This is a genomic window from Nocardia sp. BSTN01 (genome assembly GCF_015354405.1).
Taxonomy (GTDB): domain Bacteria; phylum Actinomycetota; class Actinomycetes; order Mycobacteriales; family Mycobacteriaceae; genus Nocardia.
Genome location: NZ_JADKYP010000017.1, coordinates 83,827 through 101,305, shown reverse-complemented (window position 1 = coordinate 101,305; position 17,479 = coordinate 83,827). Strand labels below are relative to the sequence as shown.

The window sequence follows — 17,479 nt, the reverse complement described above, 5'->3', positions numbered from 1 at the left end:
ATCCTGGAAGGGACTGGCGCACCGACGACGCGCCCGGCCCCGGCGATCCCGCGGACCCGGGCAGAGGAGGGCAGATGACCGGCCAGCAGCCGCACACGGACGGCCCGCGCACCGTCGCCCAGAAGTTGATCGAGTCCCATCTGGTGTCGGGCCGGATGCGCCCGGGGGAGGAGATCGCGCTGCGCATCGACCAGACGCTCACCCAGGACGCCACCGGCACCCTGGTGATGCAGGAACTCGAGGCGCTCGGGCTCGACCGGGTGCGCACCGAACTCAGCGCACAGTACGTCGACCACAACCTGTTGCAGACCGACGACAAGAACGCCCAGGACCACGAATTCCTGCTGTCGGCCTGCCGCCGCTACGGGCTGTGGTTCTCGAAACCGGGCAACGGTGTCTCGCATCCGACCCATATGCAGCGTTTCGGCAGACCCGGCGTCACGATGGTCGGCTCGGATTCACATACGCCGGCCGGCGGGTCGCTGGGCATGCTCGCGATCGGCGTCGGCGGTCTCGAGGTGGCGCTCGCCATGGCCGGCGAGCCGCTCTACATCACCATGCCCCAGATCTGGGGCGTCGAACTGACCGGAGAGCTGCCGCCCTGGTGTTCGGCCAAGGATGTGATCCTGGAGATGTTGCGCCGCCACGGCGTCAAGGGCGGCGTGAACCGGATCATCGAGTATCACGGTCCCGGCCTGGCGGGACTCACGGCGATGGATCGGCACGTGATCGCGAATATGGGCGCCGAACTCGGCGCCACCACCACGGTCTTTCCGGCCGACGACGCGGTGCGCGAATTCCTGCGCGCCGAGGATCGTGCCGGCGACTTCACCGAACTGGTGGCCGACGCGGGCGCGGCCTACGACCTCGACGAGCACATCGACCTGTCCGCGATCGAGCCGCTGATCGCCCGGCCCTCCTCACCCGGCGACGTGGTTCCGGTGCGCGAGGTCGCCGGGGAACCGGTCGCGCAGGTGGTGATCGGGTCGTCGGCCAACCCCGGGCTGCGGGATTTCGCGATGGCCGCCGCCATCGTCTCCGGCCGGCAGACCCACAGCGACGTCAGCTTCGACGTCAATCCGTCCTCGCGGGAGATCTTCGAGGATCTGACCAGGATGGGCGCCACGTTCGAACTGATCCGCGCCGGGGCGCGCATCCACCAGTCCGGATGTATGGGCTGTATCGGTATGGGGCAGGCGCCGGCCGTCGGCCGCAATTCCCTGCGCACGATGCCGCGCAATTTTCCGGGCCGTTCGGGCACCGACGAGGACGCGGTGTGGTTGTGTTCGCCGGAGACCGCCGCCGCGTCCGCGCTGACCGCGACGATCACCGATCCGCGCGATCTCGCCGACGAACTGGGCCTCGACCATCCGGTGCTGAACCTGCCCGCACACGCCTCGGTCAACACCGCGATGCTGGTGCCGCCGCTGCCGGTGGCCGAGGCGCGCACGGTGGAATTGGTGAAGGGCCCCAACATCTCCGCGCTGCCGGATTTCGATCCGCTGCCGAATGTGATCGAGGCGCCGGTCCTGCTCGTGGTCGGTGACAACATTTCCACCGACGACATCTCCCCGGCCGGAGCGCGGGCACTGCCGTTCCGCTCGAATATCCCGAAACTCGCCGAATTCGCTTTCACCCGTATCGATCCGGACTATCCGCGGCACGCGGCCGAGATCTCCGGTACCACCGGACATATCGTCGTGGGCGGCGACAATTACGGGCAGGGATCGTCGCGCGAACATGCCGCGATCGCGCCGCGGTATCTGGGGTTGCGGGCGGTGATCGCGAAATCGTATGCGCGTATCCACTGGCAGAATCTGGCCAATTTCGGCATCGTCGCCCTCGAATTCGCCGACCCCGCCGATTACGGCCGGATCGGGGTGGGTGACGTGCTGCGCATCGAGGAGCTACGGGCGGCCCTCACCGCCGGTTCCGTGGTCACCGCCCACGACGTCACCGCGAACGTGGATATTCCACTGCGCCACCGGCTTTCGGGCCGGCAGGTGGAAACGGTCCTGGCCGGCGGCATCATTCCGCGGCTCGCGGCAGCGCAGGCGGCACGGGAGATGTCGGATCGCTGAGCGTTTCTACTCGATGAGCTTTTCGCTCTTCAACCAGTCGTAGGCGACATCGGCGGGATCCTCGCCGTCGATGTCGACGCGGCCGTTGAGTTCCTGCATCAGATCATTGGTCAGCCGCTCGGAAATCGTGCCCAGCAGCTGACGCAACTGCGGATAGCGGTCCAGGATCTCCCCGCGCACGACGGCGGCGCCGCTGTAGGGCAGAAAGAACTTCTCGTCGTCGTCGAGCACGACGAGATTCAGATTCTTCACCCGGCCGTCGGTGGTGTAGATCATGCCGAAATTGCACGGCGCGCTCTTGGCCGTCGCGGTGTAGACGACGCCGGCGTCCATCCGGGTGACGTTGGAGGTGGGCACCCCGTTCGGATCGTTGTAGGGGATACCGTATTTCTGCAGCATCGGAATGAAACCGTCGGCGCGGCTGAAGAATTCGTCGTCGACGCAGAACGTGCGGTCGCGCACCGGCAATGCCGCCACATCCGACAGCGACTTCACCCCGAGCCGTTGCGCGGTCGGCGTCGACACCCCGAAGGCGTAGGTGTCGTTGAAATTCGCCGGCGGCAGCCACTCCAGGTTGTGCTCACGCTTCTCGATGTCGTGCACGCGCTGCCAGAGTTCCTGCGGATCGGAGATCGTCTCGGTTTCGTTGTGGTAGTTGACCCAGCCGGTACCGGCGTACTCCCACAGGATGTCGGCGTCACCGTTGAGCTGAGCCTGCCGCGACGACGCCGAACCCGGTGCGCCGGTCAGGTCGGTGACTTTCGCGCCGGCCGCGGCCAGATAGGTCGCGGTGATCTTGCCCAGCAGCACGCCCTCGGTGAAACTTTTCGACGTCACCACGAGTTTCGCGCCGTCGAGCGGTCGTTGCCCGCCGGGCAGGGCGGCATCGTGGAAGGTTCCCGACGAGCTGACCAGCCCGCAGCCGCCGATCATCGACACCGCGAGCACGATCGCGCACAGTGTCAGGGCCCGTATAGACCTCATGACACACCTCGCGGGGTCGCGGCCAGTTCGACGAGTCGGCCCAGCCAGTCGATGATCAACGCCAGCAGTCCGACCAGAATCGCTCCGGACACGAGCAGTTTCGGCAGGAACAGGGTGACGCCCGTGGTGATCAGGGTGCCGAGGCTGGTGGCGCCGATGAAGGTGCTCAGGGTGGCGGTGCCGACCAGGATCACCAGGGCGGTGCGCACCCCGTTGAGGATCACGGGCACCGCGAGCGGCAACTCCACCCGTACCAGGGTGCGGGCGGCGGAGAACCCGATCCCGCGCGAGGCCTCGATGGTGCGCTGATCCACCTGTCGCAGGCCGATGATGGTGTTCTGCAGGATCGGCAGAATCGCGTACACCACCAAACCGACGACCGCCGTGCGAAACCCGGTGCCGAGCCAGAAGGTGAACAACACCAGCAGCCCGACCGCCGGTGCCGCCTGGCCGATGTTGGCGATGTTGACCGCGATCGGCTCCAGGCGTTTCAGCGACGGCCGGGTCAGCGCGATACCCAGCGGAATCGCGACGACGACCACGATCACCGTGGCCACCACGGTCAGCTTGATATGCGACCAGATCGTGGTCTGCAGGTTGGACCAGGCCAGCGAGGCCTGCTCGGTCGGGGTGAACGTCGTCGACCGATACCAGACGATGTAGCCGATGCCGATGACGAGGATGATCAACGGCTCGAACCAGACGTCCATCGGCAGCCGGCGCAGGCGGGTCATGACTGCCCGGCCGATTCGTGCTCGTCGTCGTCGGCGGCGACCACCGGGGTGGGCGCGGGATCGGTTCCGTCGACGTAGGTTTCGTAGGAGGTGTCGTGTTCCTCGGAGCGCACGTCGGCGAGTGCGGCCTGGATGGTCTCGGTCACCGCGCCGATGCCGATCGAGCCGACGACCGCGCCGCGTCCGTCGGTCACCAGGGCCGCGCCCTGACTGGCCGCCAGCATCGCGTCGAGGGCGTCGTTGAGCGTCGAGGAGCGCGCGACGACCGGCAACCGCCGATCGAGGTAGTCCGACACCTCCGGTTTGCTCGCCAGTTCGGTGAGCGAGGGCCACGACCGCGGCCGCCCGGCGGCGTCGACGACCACCACCCAGGTCTGCCCGGCGGCCCGCGCGCGCTGGATCACCGCCTGCGACGGCTCTCCGATGCGGGCGGTGACGACGTCGTCCCACTCCACGTCACGCACCCGCTGCACGGTCAGATAGGCGAGTTTGGCGCCGGAGCCGACGAATTCCTCGACGAAGGGCGTGGCCGGTGCGGTGAGGATCTCCTCGGGCCGTGCGTACTGTTCGACATGCCCGCCCTCGGACAGGATCAGCACCTTGTCGCCGAGTTTGGTGGCCTCCTCGAAATCGTGGGTGACGACGACGATCGTCTTGCCGAGTTCGTGCTGAATCCCGATGAGGCTGTCCTGCAGGCGAACTCGGGTGATCGGGTCGACGGCGCCGAACGGCTCGTCCATCAGCAGTACCGGCGGATCGGCGGCCAGCGCCCGCGCGACTCCGACGCGCTGCTGCTGGCCGCCGGACATGTCCTTGGGGAGCCGGTCGGCGAATGTTCCGGGATCCAGACCGACGAGTTCGAGCAGATAGTCGGTGCGTTCGGCGATCCGCTTCTTGTCCCAGCCGAGAACCCGGGGGATCGCGCCGACGTTCTTGCGCACCGACCAGTGCGGAAACAGGCCGCCGGATTGGATGACGTAGCCGATCGACTGCCGGAGTTTGTCCGGGTCCTCGCGGGTGACGTCGCGCCCGCCGATGAAGATGCGGCCCTCGGTCGGCTCGATGAGGCGGTTGATCATCTTGAGAGTGGTCGTCTTCCCGCATCCGGAGGGGCCGACGAAGGCGACGATCTGTCCTGCCTCGATCTCGAGGTCGAGGCGGGCGACGGCCGGCTTGTCCTGGCCCTTGTACCTCTTGACGACCGAGTCGAGGACGATGGACGCCCCGGTGACATTGCGTTCCGGCGTCGCCGGTCCGGGCCGTTCGGTCACAGCGTCGGTCATGAGAGTCCTTCGGCGATGGTGAGGCGGCCCAGCAGAACGAGTAGCGCGTCGAACACCAGCGCCACGATGACGATGAGGATGGTGCCCGTGGCCGCGGTCTCCAGCGCGTTCGCGCCGCCCAGTCGCGACAGGCCGTTGAAGATCAGCGATCCCAGGCCCGGCCCGAGAACGTAGGCGACGATGGCGGCGACACCGACGATCATCTGCGTGGAGACCCGGATACCGGTCAGGATCACCGGCCACGCGATCGGCAACTCGACGGTGAGCAGGATGCGGGTGCGTGAAAAACCGATTCCGCGTGCGGATTCCACCACCGAGGGCGGTACCGAGCGCAACCCCACGATCGCGTTGCCGATCACCGGCAGGGCGGCGAAGAACGCCAGCATGATGAACGACGGGACCACACCCAGCCCGAACGGGACCAGTAGCAGGGCCAGCAGCGCCAGCGACGGAATGGTCAGCGCGACCCGGCTCGAGGTGAGCGAGAGCTGCGACAGCAGCGGCAGCCGGTAGACCGCCATCGCGATGAGTACGGCGACGATCGTGCCGACCAGAACTGTCTGAAACGCCAGTGACGCATGCTGATAGGTGAGGAAGGCCAGAGTGTCACCCCGCCCTCGGATGTAGTTCCACAGGTTCACGGGACTCCCATCGTCAGCCCTGCGCCGGCACCTGTCCGCGCGCCGCCACCGGGCGCAGGTTGGTCAAAGACTAAATGACAGTACGGCTCCGGTTCCGCACGCCGCGCGGTGCACGCCGCGCCGGGCAGTAGCCTTCGTGCCGCCCGCGGCACGTAGCCGTCACGCCGCCCGCGACAGCGACTGCGGGCGGGAATAGGCCGCAGCGTCACCGGATATCACCGTACTGGGACGGCCGTCGACGCCGACGGGTACGTCGCCGGCCAGCGTGATGCGGGTGAGCCGGCGGTGTTCGGCGCCGTCGTAGTCGTCGATCGCGTAGTGCTGGGTGGCGTGGTTGTCCCAGATCGCCACATCGCCGGGCGCCCAATCCCAGCGGGTGGTGTGCTCGAGCCGGGTCACCCGATCCTGGAACAGGCGAAACAGCGCCCGCGATTCGGCGGTGGACACACCGACGATCTCCTTGACGAAGCAGCCCAGCAGCAGCGCGCGTTCCCCGGTTTCCGGATGGACGTGCACCACCGGATGTTCGGTCTCGAAGTAGCGGGACTCGAATTCGGTTCGGTACGAACGGGTTCCGGCATCGGGCCGGTCGTCGGCCTCGGCGGCGTAGTCGTAGCGGTTGGTGTGGCGGGCGCGCAGATTCTCGGCCAGCACGCGCAGCGGCTGCGCCAGCGAGTCGTAGGCGGCCACGGTGGAGGCCCAGGTGGTGGATCCGCCGTAGGACGGCAGGGACACCGCGCGCAGGATCGAGGTTTTCGGCACGCGATCGACGAAGGTGACGTCGGTGTGCCAGACGTTGGAGCGGCCGTGCTGTGAATCGATGGCCAGACTCTTCACCCCCGCGGAGGTGAGCGTCGGATGCGGCGTGGTGGGGGTGCCGAGCAGTTGCGCGAATTCGTACTGCCCGTCCTCGGTGAGGTGGTCCTGGCCGCGGAAGAAGATCACCTTGTGCCGGTGCAGGGCCGCGCGGATCGTGGCGACGATGTCCGTGTTCAGCGAGCCGCGGAGGCGAACTCCCTCGATCCGGGCGCCGATGTGGTTACCCAGCCGGACCACTCGCACCGCGGTATCGGTTGCCTCGTCGACGGACATCGCACGACCTCTCTTCCAGCCTGCCGGACGTGCGGTAGGTAACCACCCGCCGGCCGGGTCCGGCCAGCGTTACGGTCACCGGGATCGAAATCCGGTGGTCTCAGGACCGGGCGCGGGCCTCGAGCTTGCGTTCCAGCCCGGCGATCACGAGGTCGACGTCGAATGCGAACTGCTCGCCCACCCGCCCGGCGCTCTCGCGCGTGATCGCCACCTGCCGCAGGAGTGGAAACTCTTCTCCCACTTCCGAATTCAGTGTCCGCGCGACGTGTTCGGCCTGCAGGTCCACATGGCCCCGGGTCGCCTCCACGGACTCGCGCGCCGCCGAGTACGCGATATCGGCGAGCAGCCGCAGGGTGCGCCCCGCCTCCATCGGCTCGAACCCGGCGGAGACCAGCGATTGGAAGATCCGCTCGATCTCCGCCAGCGCCGACAGTCCGCCTCGGCCACGGAATCGCACATGGGAGATCAGCACCCCGACCTGGGTGAGGGCTTCGGTGACCGCGACGGCGAACAGGTGCAGCAACTGCCGCCAATCACCGTCGGCGGGCAGGTCGAGGCGGCGGATCTCGGTTTCGAAGGCGTCGAGTGCGACCAGTTCCAGTAACCCGTCGCGGTCGCTGACGTAATAGTTCAGCGATTTGCGATCCACGCCCAGCGCGTCGGCGACCGCTTTCATGGTGAGTGTTTCCGGTGGCAGCGCGCGTGCGGCGGCGACGATGCGATCGCGGCTCAGCCGGGGCGGCCGCCCGCGCCCGCGCCGCGATGCCTGCACGATTCCAGCCCCGGACCCGGTTGTATTCCCGCCGCTCACTCTCTCAGGCTACGGATGTCGTCGGCGGGTTCGGACAACGCGTCCGGTGGATGGTACGAGTTTGGCCAATATTTTCTCCCGCTGGGGGAAAATAAACTAGTCTCTGCTCGGGCGATGTGGGCCGCCCGAGGCGGGGAAGGCAGTGGTGGTTGTGATCGGAACGGAAGTGCTATGTCTGCTGTGTCGCACCGGTATCCAACGAACGCCCACGCGGCGGAATCTCCGCGCGAATGCGCCGTCGCCGAATCCGGCCGGCGCTCGCTGCGATATCAGCTGATCGTGATCGCGGACAACCCGGTCGAGGTCGTCTCGTGCGCCGGCGGGTGGCTGTTCGACCGCGCCGTCGCCGGCTGGGAGGTCACCGTCGCGGTCGAGTCACCCGGCGATATCCGGCCACTGACGATCCTCGGGCTGGGCGTGCTCGACCTGGGCTGCGTGCTGCGCTGCCGGCGGCAGGTGCCCATACCGCACGCCTTCGCCGTCGCCGGGGATCTATCCGCACTGGGCGAGCCGGCGCGCGAATGGGCCCACCGGTATATCGGCAGCGCCCGCACCGACGTCCGGTTCTGGGGCGAAACATACTGCGGCGAAACATCTTTCGCGCAGGCCTCGCCGACGCCGTACGTGCCGAGCCGGGCGGCGCGAGCCTTCAAGGCCTATGCGCTGGAGGCCGTGGGCATGAAGCCACCGGCCCGTGATGTCGAATCCTTCCGCGCGGTGGTCGGTGCGGTGGCCGCCGGGTCGGGTGTGCGCACGCTGCCTGCCGGTTGACGCGCGTTACCGGACGGCCGCGATCGCCCCGTCGAGGGCGCGCTGCATCCGGGCGCCGACGACCCGCGTGATCTGTGCCGGTCGGTCCGGGAAGTCCGGCAGCGGCTCGTCGAGGTAGAACGTGGCGCGGCCACCGGGGCCGTAGGTCAGGCCGAGGAAGATGAAAACCGGTGCCGCCCCGGCGTTGCGGGCGCGCGCGGCGATGTGCCCGATGCCGGTGCCGATGGCCTGCACCCGGGCCGGATCGGTCTCGTTGCAGGTACCTTCGGGGAACAGCGCGAGGTCGTCACCATCGACCATGCGCCCGACGCAGACGTCCATCAGTTGCTGGCCGGCGGCGTAGGCGGCGCGCGCGCCGTGATCCTTGCCGCGGAACACCGGGATGGCGCCCATGACGTCGATGCGTGACCGCTGTCCCGGCTCGGTGAACAGTTCGTCCTTGGCCAGCACCCGGATGTGGCCGATCCGCGGCCGGAACACGCTGCGCCAGGCGAGGGCGGCGACGGTGCGCGGATCTTCCACGCTCACATGGTTGATCGCGATGATCATGCGGCGGTCGTCGCGGATCAGCTGCCGGATCGCCGCGCGGGCGCCGTCCGCATAGCGGACCACGGGGCGTTTGCGATAGGCGGTGATCGCGTAGAACAGGCGCGCACGGGTGCGGGGCGCCCGGTGGGTGCGGTAGTACTCGTAGACGGCGTCGCGATTGTCGAATTCGACCGACGGGGGTAGGGCAACGGGATCGGCGGTCGAGATCGGGGCGTTCATTCAACCTACGCTACCGTAACCTACGGCTACGTAGGTAGTGGTTCCGCGACCGCGGTCCCGTGAGCGGGCGAAAGCGGCCGCTCGCGTGATTACTCTCGAAGCGGGAAGGGGACCGGCCATCCCGCGCGGCGGGTGCCGGGCGAGACGGCCGACCGAAGGGAGCACCGCGATGGCGAGCACACGACCGCGAGTCCAGGTCCGGCGGATCTACGACGATCCCGATCCCGACGACGGGATGCGAGTGCTGGTCGATCGCCTCTGGCCGCGCGGGATGAGCAAGGAGAACGCCCACCTCGACGAATGGTGCAAAACGATCGCGCCCTCCACCGAACTGCGCACCTGGTACGGCCACGACCCCGCCAAATTCGACGAATTCGGCCGCCGCTACCGGGAGGAACTGCACGATCCGGAGCGCGCCGCCGACCTGGATCATCTTCGCGAACTGGCCGGGCGCGGCATGCTCACTCTGTTGTCGGCCACCAAGCGGATCGACATCAGCGAGGCAGCGGTGCTCGCCGATCTGGTCGAGAAGAAGTCGGCGCCGCACTGAGGTGGACCGGCACGGCCGCGCCGCGCGATCTCAGAGCGGATTCGCGGTGTGCCGCACGGTCCAGGCCGGGCCGCGGCTGTGCAGTGTGGTGGCACTCAGCGGCGGAATGTCCATGCGCCAGAACGATTCCGGCGGTGCGGCGAGGGCGAGCAGAACGCTCGCGCGGACGACCGCGGGATGGGTGATCGCGACGATGCGGCGTCGGTCGGCGACCACCGTGTCGAGCCAGCCGCGTACCCGGTCGAGCAGGTCGGTGATCGCTTCACCGCCGTGGCCGCGGTAGGCGGGATCGGTCATCCAGGACATGAGGTCGGCCGGGTCCAGGGTGTCCATCGGCCTGCCCGCCCAGTCGCCGCAGTCGAGGTCGCGCAGGGCGGGTTCGACGGTGGCCCGCAGCGTCAGCAGGGTGGCGGTCGCGGTCGCCCGCAGCTCCGGGGCGGCCAGGACCCGGTCGGCCGGCGGCGCCGCGGGGGAGGCGGCGCCGCGGGGCAGCTCGTCGAGCGGTTCGTCGACGGGGAAGCGGGCCGACCGCATCGCGGCGGTCATGCCGTGGCTGATCAGCGTGAGCCGGGTGACGGTCGCGCTCATACCGCCGCTGCCGGCGCGGCCGCGCCGGAGTCGTCCGCGCGCTGGAACAGCCGCGGCGCCAGCGTCGCGAACCCCACTCCGATGACCGACCACAGAATGACCTGTGCGGCAAGGGAATAGAAGCGGAAGTAGTACAGATCGTCGGCGGGGAAGCCCGGATAGACGATCCGGCCGTTCGAATCGGTGAGCGGCCGCGGTGTTTCGGTGGCCGCGTCGCCCAGGGCCCGGTTGGCGGCCAGATGCCCGAGTGAGGGCAGCAGCGCGGCGATCGCGGTCACCACGACGACGAAGGCCAGGCCCGCGGCGATGGTCGCCGTCCAATTGCCCAGGCGCGCTTGCAGTGTTCGGCCCAGCCACACGGCGCCCATCGCGCAGACCGCGGCGATCACCACCATCGACAGGTACAGGCCGGTGCGTTGCCCGATCGTGTCGGGATTGCCGATCGAGGGCGGATTGGCCGGATACTTGAAGAACGGCACGGCGTACAGCACGCCGAACATGCCGCCCGCCACGCACAGCGCGAGATTGCGCGGGCTCAACGATCCGACGCGGCCCACGAACAGGCAGTACACGACCGCGAACAGCGCACCCATCGCCGCGCCGAACACGATCATGCCGAAGCCGACGCCGATACTCGCCTGCACCGATCTGGTGAACAGTTCGCCCTCTTCCATACCGGTCATCGAGTGACCGGCGGCCTGCTCGAGTGTCGTGTGCGCCTCGTCGCGCCCGCCCTCGTAAGCGATGGCGCGATCGATGATCGGCTCGGCCAGAATCCGCGCGAACACGAAGGCCAGCAGCCCGCCGATGGCGCCGACCAGCACGCCGCGGGCGATGATTCGTTTTTCCATTGTGGGGGCTCGATCCTGCGGTCAGTGGCAGGGGTAGCCGAGGAAATGCCGTGCGTCGTGGACGAATTCGTGCACGTGCATATCGTCGCCGAAGATCGAGACCGCGCCCTGATCGATACCGATGAAGTAGAGGGCGAGCAGAGCCAGGACGGTGGTGCCGCCCAGCCACAGGGCCGTCGTGGGAATGGAGAGTCGAATCGACTCCAGGCCGGACCGGGGAACATAGGACGTCGCCATGTGACTCTCCTCCGGGGATTGCGCGTCCCCGCTCGATGGTGGTTACCGCGCGATCCGAGTATCTGACTCGCTTTCCGCCCGGCGGAAAGGCTCACAGTGGCGCGACCGTCCCGGATTTTCGCCGGATTCCTCGAATCGTCGCTCGCACAACCATACGGAATTGCGGTTCGGTCGGTCAATCGGGTGGTTGCGAGGTCGGGTCGTGACCGAAATGTCAACGTCGTCTGTGCTGTAAGAGGAGGATTTCAGGGTAGTAACCGAGAAGTAGCCATTGATTGAAGGGTGGGTTCTGATGAGCGGATTGCCGCGGTATGCGGCGATGCTGGCGACGGCCGGTGCTCTGCCCGCCGACAGTGCGGCGTGGGCGTACGAGGTGAAATTCGACGGTATCCGCGCCATCGGTTACGTCGATCGGGAATTGCGACTGATCTCGCGCAACGGCAACGACGTGACCGCTGCCTGGCCGGAACTCGCCGATCTCGCCCCGGCGGCGCCGCCGATCGTCGTCGACGGCGAAATCGTCGCCTTCGCCGCGGACGGGCGTACCTCCTTCACCGCACTGCAACCGCGCATGCACCAGCGCAATCCGGCCATGATCCGCGCACTGACCCGCTCGGTCCCCGCCACCTACCTCATCTTCGACCTGCTGCACATCGGCGACCGGCCGCTGATCGATCTGCCCTACGAGCAACGCCGCCATTTGCTGGAACAACTCGGCTTGCGCGGCCCGAGCTGGCGCATTCCGCCCCGGCTGACCGGCAGCGGCACCGACGTCCTCGCCGAATCGGCGCGGCTGGGACTCGAGGGCATCGTGTGCAAGCGGCTGGACAGTCCGTATCTTCCCGGCCGGCGCAGTCCACTGTGGACGAAGGTCAAGAACGTCAACGATCAGGAGATCGTCATCGTCGGGTGGCGGCCCGGCGCGGGCCGGCGCGCGGGACGCATCGGCTCACTGCTCATGGGCGTGCACGACGAGACGGGGGAATTGGTCTACATCGGCAACGTGGGCACCGGCTTCACCCAGGCCATGCTCGACGATCTGCAGGCCAAGCTGCGGCCGCTGCGACGGCAGAGCCCCACGGTCGTGGCACCGGTGAAGGACGCGATCTGGGTGGAACCCGTACTGGTGGGCGAGGTGTCGTTCACGGAGCGGACCGGGGACGGGCGCTTGCGTCACCCGTCCTGGCGCGGATTGCGGCCGGACAAGACGCCGGACGAGGTCAACGCTCCCGGGTAGCACGGCGCCGACGACGATCCGGCGTGGTTCGCTCTCCCGTCGTCCGGATTACATGGGCATCATCGGGAACATCATGTTCCACATGTTGCGCATCATCGCCATCATCTGCATGCACATCGTCGATCACCTCCTACCTGTGGTGTGAATCCCCCACAGGTCCCACGCGGTGGCGAAACGCGTGGTTCAGCGTGTGGCCGGGGCATCCGCGGACGCTCACAGGTCCGCGCCCCAGCGGTCGACCGGGTCGCTGCCGCCGACGCCGGAGGCGAACTCCCGCACCCGCAGACGCCCACCGGCGTCGGACGCCAACGGCGGTGTGGGGCCGCCGGATCCGTGACTCATTCCGATGAGGACCTCGCGCAGGGCGGAGACGGCGTCGACGCGTGGTGCCCACCCGAGATCGCGTCTGGCGCGGGTGGTGTCCATGATCGGCAGGCGCCTCATCGCGTCGAACAGTTCGGGCGGGGCGGGGACCAGGCGCAGGCGCCAGCCGACGGCCAATGCGGCGCGCACGGCCCCGGGCGGTACGGAAACCGTCGGCGCGTCGAACAACGCGCCGAGTTTCGCGCGATCGATCACCGGGTCGGCGGCCAGGTTGAACGCGCCGTGCACGCTCGGGTCGACGACGGCGAGGCTGTAGGCGCTGCCGATGTCGTCGGCGTGCACCGCCTGCAGCCGCAGACCCGCCGGCACGGGCAGCACCGGGATCAGGGGAGGACGCAGCACGCTGCCCGGCACCAGCGGGCCCGCGAACAGGCGGCGCTGTTGGCTGGCGGAGGCCTCCTGGAAGGTGAAGGCGGGGCGCATCCGCACCACCCGCCGATCCGGATGTTCGTTCTCGAACAGGTCGAGCAATCGCTCGACGTAGGCCTTCTCCCGCATGTACCCGGCCGGCGGCCAGCCTTCCGTGGGCCAGTCCTCGCCGACCGGATCATCGTGGTGCACAGGGGAATACGCGCCCACCGACGACGCGTACACCAGCGACGGGACGCCGGCCTGCGCGACCGCGCGCAGGACCCGTTCGGTTCCCTGCACGTTCGCGCGCCAGGTCTCGAGCGGGCGATGCGTCGGCTGGAACACCCACGCGAGATGGACCACCACGTCGGCGCCACGGAATTCGGTGAGCAGATCGTCGCAGCGCATGTCGGCGCGCGCCCACCGCACCCCTTCGGCCGGCTGCCGCGGCAGCCGCCGTGCCAGGCCGACGATCCCGTCGATCTCCGGGCGCCGGGCCAGCGCGGACACGACGGCGGTGCCGACGTTCCCGGTGGCTCCGACCACGACCACACGCATGACCGTCACCTCCCCGCCGGCGAAGAAGAGTGCGCCGCTTGCAGTGCACGCGCCCGCGCGGTGAAGTCGATGCGGAAGTTGTCGAAGGTGATCGGCAGCGCCGCCTCGGGGCTGGGCCGCGGATGCGAGCGCAGCTCCAGATCCAGTTCGTCGATCAGATGCGCCAGCAGGCTCGTGGTGAGGAACAGGACCAGATCGCGACCGGGACACCGGGCCGGCCCGGCGCTGAACGGCACCAGCTGCGGGTACCGCTCGGCGCGTCCGTCGAGCCAGATATCGGGTTCGAAGGTGTGCGCGAACGGCAGGGTGTCGGGGTCGCGGTGGAAGGCCGGAACCGGGATGAGCAGGGCCGCGCCCGCGGCCACGGTGAACCGGTCCTCGCCGCGGCCCCATTCGGTGTCCTCGGTGGTGTCGCGCAATATTGCCGGGGTGGTCGGCCACAGCCGCACCGACTCCAGGATGCAGGCACGCAGATACGGCCGTGGCATGGCGCGCTCGGGTTCCTGCGCGTCCAGCCGGGCGCGGGCGAGCTGCTCGGGATGCGTGGACAGGACGGCGAGAGCGCGGACGGTCGCCATACCGGCGGCGTCGAAGGCGAACAGCCAATGCGGGATCTGGCCGACCGGATCGACGGTGCCCGCTGTCGGCAGTTGCGTCAATGCGCCTGCGAGACTGTCGGTTTCGGCGGTCTGCACGTAATCGTAGAGTTGCTCGTAGAAGCGCTCGCGCAGCCGCCGATGCGGCCGCGCGAAGTACGACCAGTTGCCCGCCGCGCGCAGCCGCCACAGCCGATCCGTGATCGAGTCGTCCTCGCGCGCACGGCGGCCCAGCACGATCCGGCGCACGAGCCGCCACCAATCGGTGGTGAAGTGCGCCGCGTCCAGCCCGCCACGCTGCATCGCGGTGCGGATCTGCTCGCGGGCGGCATCGGCGACCACCCCGGCGAACGGATCGGCCAGATGGTGCAGCGGCCGGTCGGTGTCGAGCGCCTGTTCGTTCAGGCGGCGGCGTTGTTCGCGGGCCGCGCCCTCGGAGATGAGCACCCCGTGCGGCTGGAAGGTGCGCAGTGCGGCGATCTTCTCCCGATTGGCGGGATGGAACGGAGTCGGCGCGCCGTCGAGTATCCGCGAGACGTCGGCGGGATCCAGCGGCACCAGCACCCGCCGCCCCGGCAGCACCAGTTCTACCGGCCCGCTGCCGAATTCGCGGCGCAGCCGGTGCATCCTGCGGACCGCACGGTCGTCGGCGCCGAGGCGTTCCAGCACCGCCATCATGCCGCGGCGCCGGGCGATCACCCCGGCGGCGACCGGTGCCAGGCCCAGATCGGCCAGTGCCGCCGCGGCGCGCGGTCCGGTCAGCCGGCGGGCGGCTCGGCCGGGGGCCGGCTCGGGGCGGACAGGGTCGGCTGGGCTGCGCGGATCGGTGTCGCCGTGCGGATCGGGTTCACGGTGCACATCGGCCTCCTTTGGTCCTCAGCGACCGCCTACCCGGGAGGGATCGGGCGAAACGAGCGCCCGGGCCTCGATCGAATATTCGCGGATGCTCCGGGTAGTGCCAGGGTGACGAGCGCACGACGAACGGGCCGGAGGTGACGATGGCACGCGAGGTCAATCCCCGCTGGAGTGACCCGCCGAGTTTCCGGCGGGCTGTGCGGTACGCGGTCGGTGTGCTGGTGGTGGCGGCGATCGTCGCCGGTGTGGCGCTGGGCTGGGCGGCCTCGCGGGAGCAGTGCGCGAACGCCGACCACGTGGCCTGCGATACCGCGTCGCGGCTGGCCGTCGGTCTGGTGCCCGGAATCGTGTTGTTACTGGGCGGCATCGGCGCGTTCGTCATCACCGTGCGGCAGTGGCGCGGCGGGCGGCCGTGGCCGGTATGGCAGGGCGCGGGCTGGTTCCTGTTCGCGGTGATGGTGGTGTATCTGGCGATGGCGATGGCCGCCGGCTGAACCGCGCCGCTCGTTTGGAGTCGCCGGCAGCGGGTAGGTCGTGCACGCAAGCAGTCGCCTAGGTGATGACTGTCAGCGAGGAAGGAGACCATCGTGGCCAAGACCTCCACGACCACCGATCCGATCGCGACGGTGCTGGAGCCGGAACAGCAACGGATCGCCGGTGACGCGCTGTGCGCCACCGTCGTCGATCTGATCGATCTGAGCCTGATCGGCAAGCAGGCGCACTGGAATGTGATCGGCCCCCGGTTCCGCACCGTGCATCTGGCGTTGGACGAACTGGTCGAGACCGCGCGCGGCTTCACCGACGCGGCGGCCGAGCGGGCCACCGCCATCGGGGTGAGCCCGGACGGGCGCGCCCGCACGGTCGCGGAGAGTTCCAGCGCGGAATCGTTCCCTTCGGGATGGCAGCAGGACGGTGACGTGATCGCGGCGATCGTCGCCACCCTGGCCGCGGTCGTGCGCCGGCTGCGTGAGCGGATCGATGCCTCGGAGAAGGCCGATCCGGTCACCCAGGATCTGCTCATCGATATCGCCGCCCGGTTGGAGCAACTGCATTGGATGTGGCAGGCCCAGGCCGCCTGACGCGCGCGCTGCGCCGATATCTGGTTCCGGCGGCGGCCGTCCTGGCCGTCGCCGGTTGCTCCGCGCCTGGGTCGCGACTGGAAGCGCCCGATGCCGTGCGGGTGACACCGATCGGGGCGATCGTGCACGCCCCGGTGTGGTCCTACCGGTCGGACGCGCTCGTGGCGCTGGCGTCGGACCGGGTCGTGAAGGTGAACGGCCTGGCCGACGGCCGCGGCGACACCGTCACCTCGGCACGCCTGTCGGGGCTGGGACCGAATCTGCAGATCAGTCCGGTGGACGACGGCACGGCGCTGGTCAGCGCCGCGGATCGGCAGGCGGTGGCCTCGATTCGGCTGTCCGATCTGGTCGATACCGGCACACTGTCCGCGGGGCCGCGGCCGTCGTATCTGGCCCTCGATTCGGGGGAGCGGATGTTGCTGGCGCTCTCGCAGGACGGCGCCACGGTCACGCCGGTGGATCTGCACCGCCGCACCGCGTTGGCGCCGACGGTCGTGAACGCGGGCCCGGAGGCCCGGCTCGACGGGGCGAACCGGAGCCGCGAAGTGGAGTTCCACATCTACGGACCCCGGGGCAGCGCGCACTACAAGGGCAGTTCCTCACCCGCGGACGAAACCGGCGCCGACGACGAACCCGTCCTCGCGGCCGCGGGGGACGGCACGAAGGTCACCCGGTTGTATGTGGCCCGGCCCGGGGGCGAACTGATCGCCCTGGACTCCCGTCGCGACGGATCCGGAAGCGAGACGGCCGGATCCGTCGACCTGGGCGCGCCGATCCGCTATCTGGCCACCGACGACACCCGCATCTACGCCGCCACGGACCGGCAGCTGGTGGTGCTCGAAACCCGCAGTTTCGAAGGGTATGCGAACGGAACCATTCCGGTGCTGCGCCGATTCGATCTGCCGGTGCGGCAAGCGCAGGCGCCGGCGTGGTCGGGAATCGCCGTGGGCCCGCATCGGGTCTATCTGACCGTCCGCGACCTGCCCGAAGTGGTCTCCGTCGCCAAGCCGCAACTGTGAGAGGTGCCG

General features: G+C 69.0%; 19 protein-coding genes and 1 riboswitch. Of the genes, 7 read left to right on the top strand and 12 right to left on the bottom strand.

Features of this window, described 5'->3' with window-relative positions; all coding sequences use genetic code 11:
• Nucleotides 1-74 precede the first annotated feature (74 nt).
• Entirely contained in the window at nt 75-2,081 is a 2,007-nt protein-coding gene (locus IRT45_RS16615; RefSeq protein WP_194806746.1) for an aconitate hydratase, read from the top strand.
• 6 nt (nt 2,082-2,087) lie between these two features.
• On the opposite strand, the gene IRT45_RS16610 is transcribed toward IRT45_RS16615, so the two are convergent.
• From IRT45_RS16610 to IRT45_RS16585, 6 genes are all read right to left on the bottom strand, one after another.
• Complete coding sequence (locus tag IRT45_RS16610; RefSeq protein WP_194806745.1) at nt 2,088-3,065, bottom strand: glycine betaine ABC transporter substrate-binding protein; 978 nt, start codon at nt 3,063-3,065, stop codon at nt 2,088-2,090.
• A complete protein-coding gene (locus IRT45_RS16605; RefSeq protein WP_194806744.1) occupies nt 3,062-3,799 on the bottom strand; it encodes an ABC transporter permease in 738 nt (245 codons plus the stop codon). Before IRT45_RS16605 ends, IRT45_RS16610 begins: the two co-directional genes overlap by 4 nt.
• A complete protein-coding gene (locus tag IRT45_RS16600) occupies nt 3,796-5,082 on the bottom strand; it encodes an ATP-binding cassette domain-containing protein (protein ID WP_194806743.1) in 1,287 nt (428 codons plus the stop codon). Before IRT45_RS16600 ends, IRT45_RS16605 begins: the two co-directional genes overlap by 4 nt.
• Complete coding sequence (locus tag IRT45_RS16595; RefSeq protein WP_063010704.1) at nt 5,079-5,723, bottom strand: ABC transporter permease; 645 nt, start codon at nt 5,721-5,723, stop codon at nt 5,079-5,081. The genes IRT45_RS16600 and IRT45_RS16595 overlap by 4 nt, the downstream gene beginning before the upstream one ends.
• 159 nt (nt 5,724-5,882) lie before the next feature.
• The gene (locus IRT45_RS16590; RefSeq protein WP_194806742.1) at nt 5,883-6,815 is read right to left on the bottom strand and encodes a TauD/TfdA family dioxygenase; all 933 of its coding nucleotides are present in this window, start codon (nt 6,813-6,815) and stop codon (nt 5,883-5,885) included.
• Nucleotides 6,816-6,915: 100 nt separating this feature from the next.
• Entirely contained in the window at nt 6,916-7,626 is a 711-nt protein-coding gene (locus IRT45_RS16585) for a TetR/AcrR family transcriptional regulator C-terminal domain-containing protein (RefSeq protein WP_309241005.1), read from the bottom strand.
• A 171-nt stretch (nt 7,627-7,797) separates the two neighbouring features.
• Between IRT45_RS16585 and IRT45_RS16580 the strand changes: the two genes are divergently transcribed.
• A complete protein-coding gene (locus IRT45_RS16580) occupies nt 7,798-8,397 on the top strand; it encodes a hypothetical protein (RefSeq protein WP_194806741.1) in 600 nt (199 codons plus the stop codon).
• A gap of 6 nt (nt 8,398-8,403) precedes the next feature.
• On the opposite strand, the gene IRT45_RS16575 is transcribed toward IRT45_RS16580, so the two are convergent.
• Nucleotides 8,404-9,165: a 1-acyl-sn-glycerol-3-phosphate acyltransferase gene (locus IRT45_RS16575; protein ID WP_194806740.1), complete on the bottom strand. Its 762-nt coding sequence runs from the start codon at nt 9,163-9,165 to the stop codon at nt 8,404-8,406.
• Between the two features lie 169 nt (nt 9,166-9,334).
• Between IRT45_RS16575 and IRT45_RS16570 the strand changes: the two genes are divergently transcribed.
• Nucleotides 9,335-9,715, top strand: coding sequence for a DUF488 domain-containing protein (locus IRT45_RS16570; RefSeq protein WP_063010714.1), 381 nt, complete (start codon nt 9,335-9,337; stop codon nt 9,713-9,715).
• Between the two features lie 30 nt (nt 9,716-9,745).
• On the opposite strand, the gene IRT45_RS16565 is transcribed toward IRT45_RS16570, so the two are convergent.
• Genes IRT45_RS16565 through IRT45_RS16555 form a run of 3 tightly spaced genes read right to left on the bottom strand, consistent with a single transcriptional unit; the run spans nt 9,746 to nt 11,391 of the window.
• On the bottom strand, nt 9,746-10,303 hold the full coding sequence (locus IRT45_RS16565; protein WP_194806739.1) for a histidine phosphatase family protein: 558 nt from the start codon (nt 10,301-10,303) through the stop codon (nt 9,746-9,748).
• Nucleotides 10,300-11,154 carry a CbtA family protein gene (locus tag IRT45_RS16560; protein WP_194806738.1) on the bottom strand — a complete coding sequence of 285 codons (855 nt, stop codon included), beginning with the start codon at nt 11,152-11,154 and terminating at the stop codon, nt 10,300-10,302. The genes IRT45_RS16565 and IRT45_RS16560 overlap by 4 nt, the downstream gene beginning before the upstream one ends.
• A 21-nt stretch (nt 11,155-11,175) precedes the next feature.
• On the bottom strand, nt 11,176-11,391 hold the full coding sequence (locus tag IRT45_RS16555; protein ID WP_062997914.1) for a CbtB-domain containing protein: 216 nt from the start codon (nt 11,389-11,391) through the stop codon (nt 11,176-11,178).
• Between the two features lie 34 nt (nt 11,392-11,425).
• Nucleotides 11,426-11,570, bottom strand: a riboswitch (cobalamin riboswitch).
• 113 nt (nt 11,571-11,683) lie between these two features.
• Between IRT45_RS16555 and ligD the strand changes: the two genes are divergently transcribed.
• Nucleotides 11,684-12,628, top strand: coding sequence for a non-homologous end-joining DNA ligase (gene ligD, locus IRT45_RS16550; RefSeq protein WP_228534454.1), 945 nt, complete (start codon nt 11,684-11,686; stop codon nt 12,626-12,628).
• 213 nt (nt 12,629-12,841) lie between these two features.
• Here the strand turns inward: ligD and IRT45_RS16545 are convergent, their stop codons facing one another.
• Both IRT45_RS16545 and IRT45_RS16540 read right to left on the bottom strand, forming a co-directional pair.
• Nucleotides 12,842-13,921: an NAD-dependent epimerase/dehydratase family protein gene (locus tag IRT45_RS16545; RefSeq protein WP_194806737.1), complete on the bottom strand. Its 1,080-nt coding sequence runs from the start codon at nt 13,919-13,921 to the stop codon at nt 12,842-12,844.
• Between the two features lie 5 nt (nt 13,922-13,926).
• Nucleotides 13,927-15,279 carry a cytochrome P450 gene (locus tag IRT45_RS16540; RefSeq protein WP_375540111.1) on the bottom strand — a complete coding sequence of 451 codons (1,353 nt, stop codon included), beginning with the start codon at nt 15,277-15,279 and terminating at the stop codon, nt 13,927-13,929.
• Between the two features lie 236 nt (nt 15,280-15,515).
• Between IRT45_RS16540 and IRT45_RS16535 the strand changes: the two genes are divergently transcribed.
• The 3 genes from IRT45_RS16535 (at nt 15,516) to IRT45_RS16525 (ending at nt 17,470) form a co-directional block, all read left to right on the top strand.
• Entirely contained in the window at nt 15,516-15,866 is a 351-nt protein-coding gene (locus IRT45_RS16535) for a hypothetical protein (RefSeq protein ID WP_194806736.1), read from the top strand.
• Between the two features lie 93 nt (nt 15,867-15,959).
• Nucleotides 15,960-16,451, top strand: a complete 492-nt coding sequence (locus IRT45_RS16530; RefSeq protein ID WP_194806735.1) for a Dps family protein — start codon at nt 15,960-15,962, stop codon at nt 16,449-16,451.
• On the top strand, nt 16,430-17,470 hold the full coding sequence (locus tag IRT45_RS16525; RefSeq protein WP_309241003.1) for a hypothetical protein: 1,041 nt from the start codon (nt 16,430-16,432) through the stop codon (nt 17,468-17,470). Before IRT45_RS16530 ends, IRT45_RS16525 begins: the two co-directional genes overlap by 22 nt.
• Nucleotides 17,471-17,479: the final 9 nt, after the last annotated feature.

Bases quoted from the DNA above. Each gene is read 5' to 3' on its own strand.
- IRT45_RS16615 (WP_194806746.1), top strand. From the start codon at position 75: ATGACCGGCCAGCAGCCGCACACGGACGGCCCGCGCACCGTCGCCCAG.
- IRT45_RS16610 (WP_194806745.1), bottom strand. From the start codon at position 3,065: ATGAGGTCTATACGGGCCCTGACACTGTGCGCGATCGTGCTCGCGGTG.
- IRT45_RS16605 (WP_194806744.1), bottom strand. From the start codon at position 3,799: ATGACCCGCCTGCGCCGGCTGCCGATGGACGTCTGGTTCGAGCCGTTG.
- IRT45_RS16600 (WP_194806743.1), bottom strand. From the start codon at position 5,082: ATGACCGACGCTGTGACCGAACGGCCCGGACCGGCGACGCCGGAACGC.
- IRT45_RS16590 (WP_194806742.1), bottom strand. From the start codon at position 6,815: ATGTCCGTCGACGAGGCAACCGATACCGCGGTGCGAGTGGTCCGGCTG.
- IRT45_RS16580 (WP_194806741.1), top strand. From the start codon at position 7,798: ATGTCTGCTGTGTCGCACCGGTATCCAACGAACGCCCACGCGGCGGAA.
- IRT45_RS16575 (WP_194806740.1), bottom strand. From the start codon at position 9,165: ATGAACGCCCCGATCTCGACCGCCGATCCCGTTGCCCTACCCCCGTCG.
- IRT45_RS16570 (WP_063010714.1), top strand. From the start codon at position 9,335: ATGGCGAGCACACGACCGCGAGTCCAGGTCCGGCGGATCTACGACGAT.
- IRT45_RS16565 (WP_194806739.1), bottom strand. From the start codon at position 10,303: ATGAGCGCGACCGTCACCCGGCTCACGCTGATCAGCCACGGCATGACC.
- IRT45_RS16560 (WP_194806738.1), bottom strand. From the start codon at position 11,154: ATGGAAAAACGAATCATCGCCCGCGGCGTGCTGGTCGGCGCCATCGGC.
- IRT45_RS16555 (WP_062997914.1), bottom strand. From the start codon at position 11,391: ATGGCGACGTCCTATGTTCCCCGGTCCGGCCTGGAGTCGATTCGACTC.
- ligD (WP_228534454.1), top strand. From the start codon at position 11,684: ATGAGCGGATTGCCGCGGTATGCGGCGATGCTGGCGACGGCCGGTGCT.
- IRT45_RS16545 (WP_194806737.1), bottom strand. From the start codon at position 13,921: ATGCGTGTGGTCGTGGTCGGAGCCACCGGGAACGTCGGCACCGCCGTC.
- IRT45_RS16535 (WP_194806736.1), top strand. From the start codon at position 15,516: ATGGCACGCGAGGTCAATCCCCGCTGGAGTGACCCGCCGAGTTTCCGG.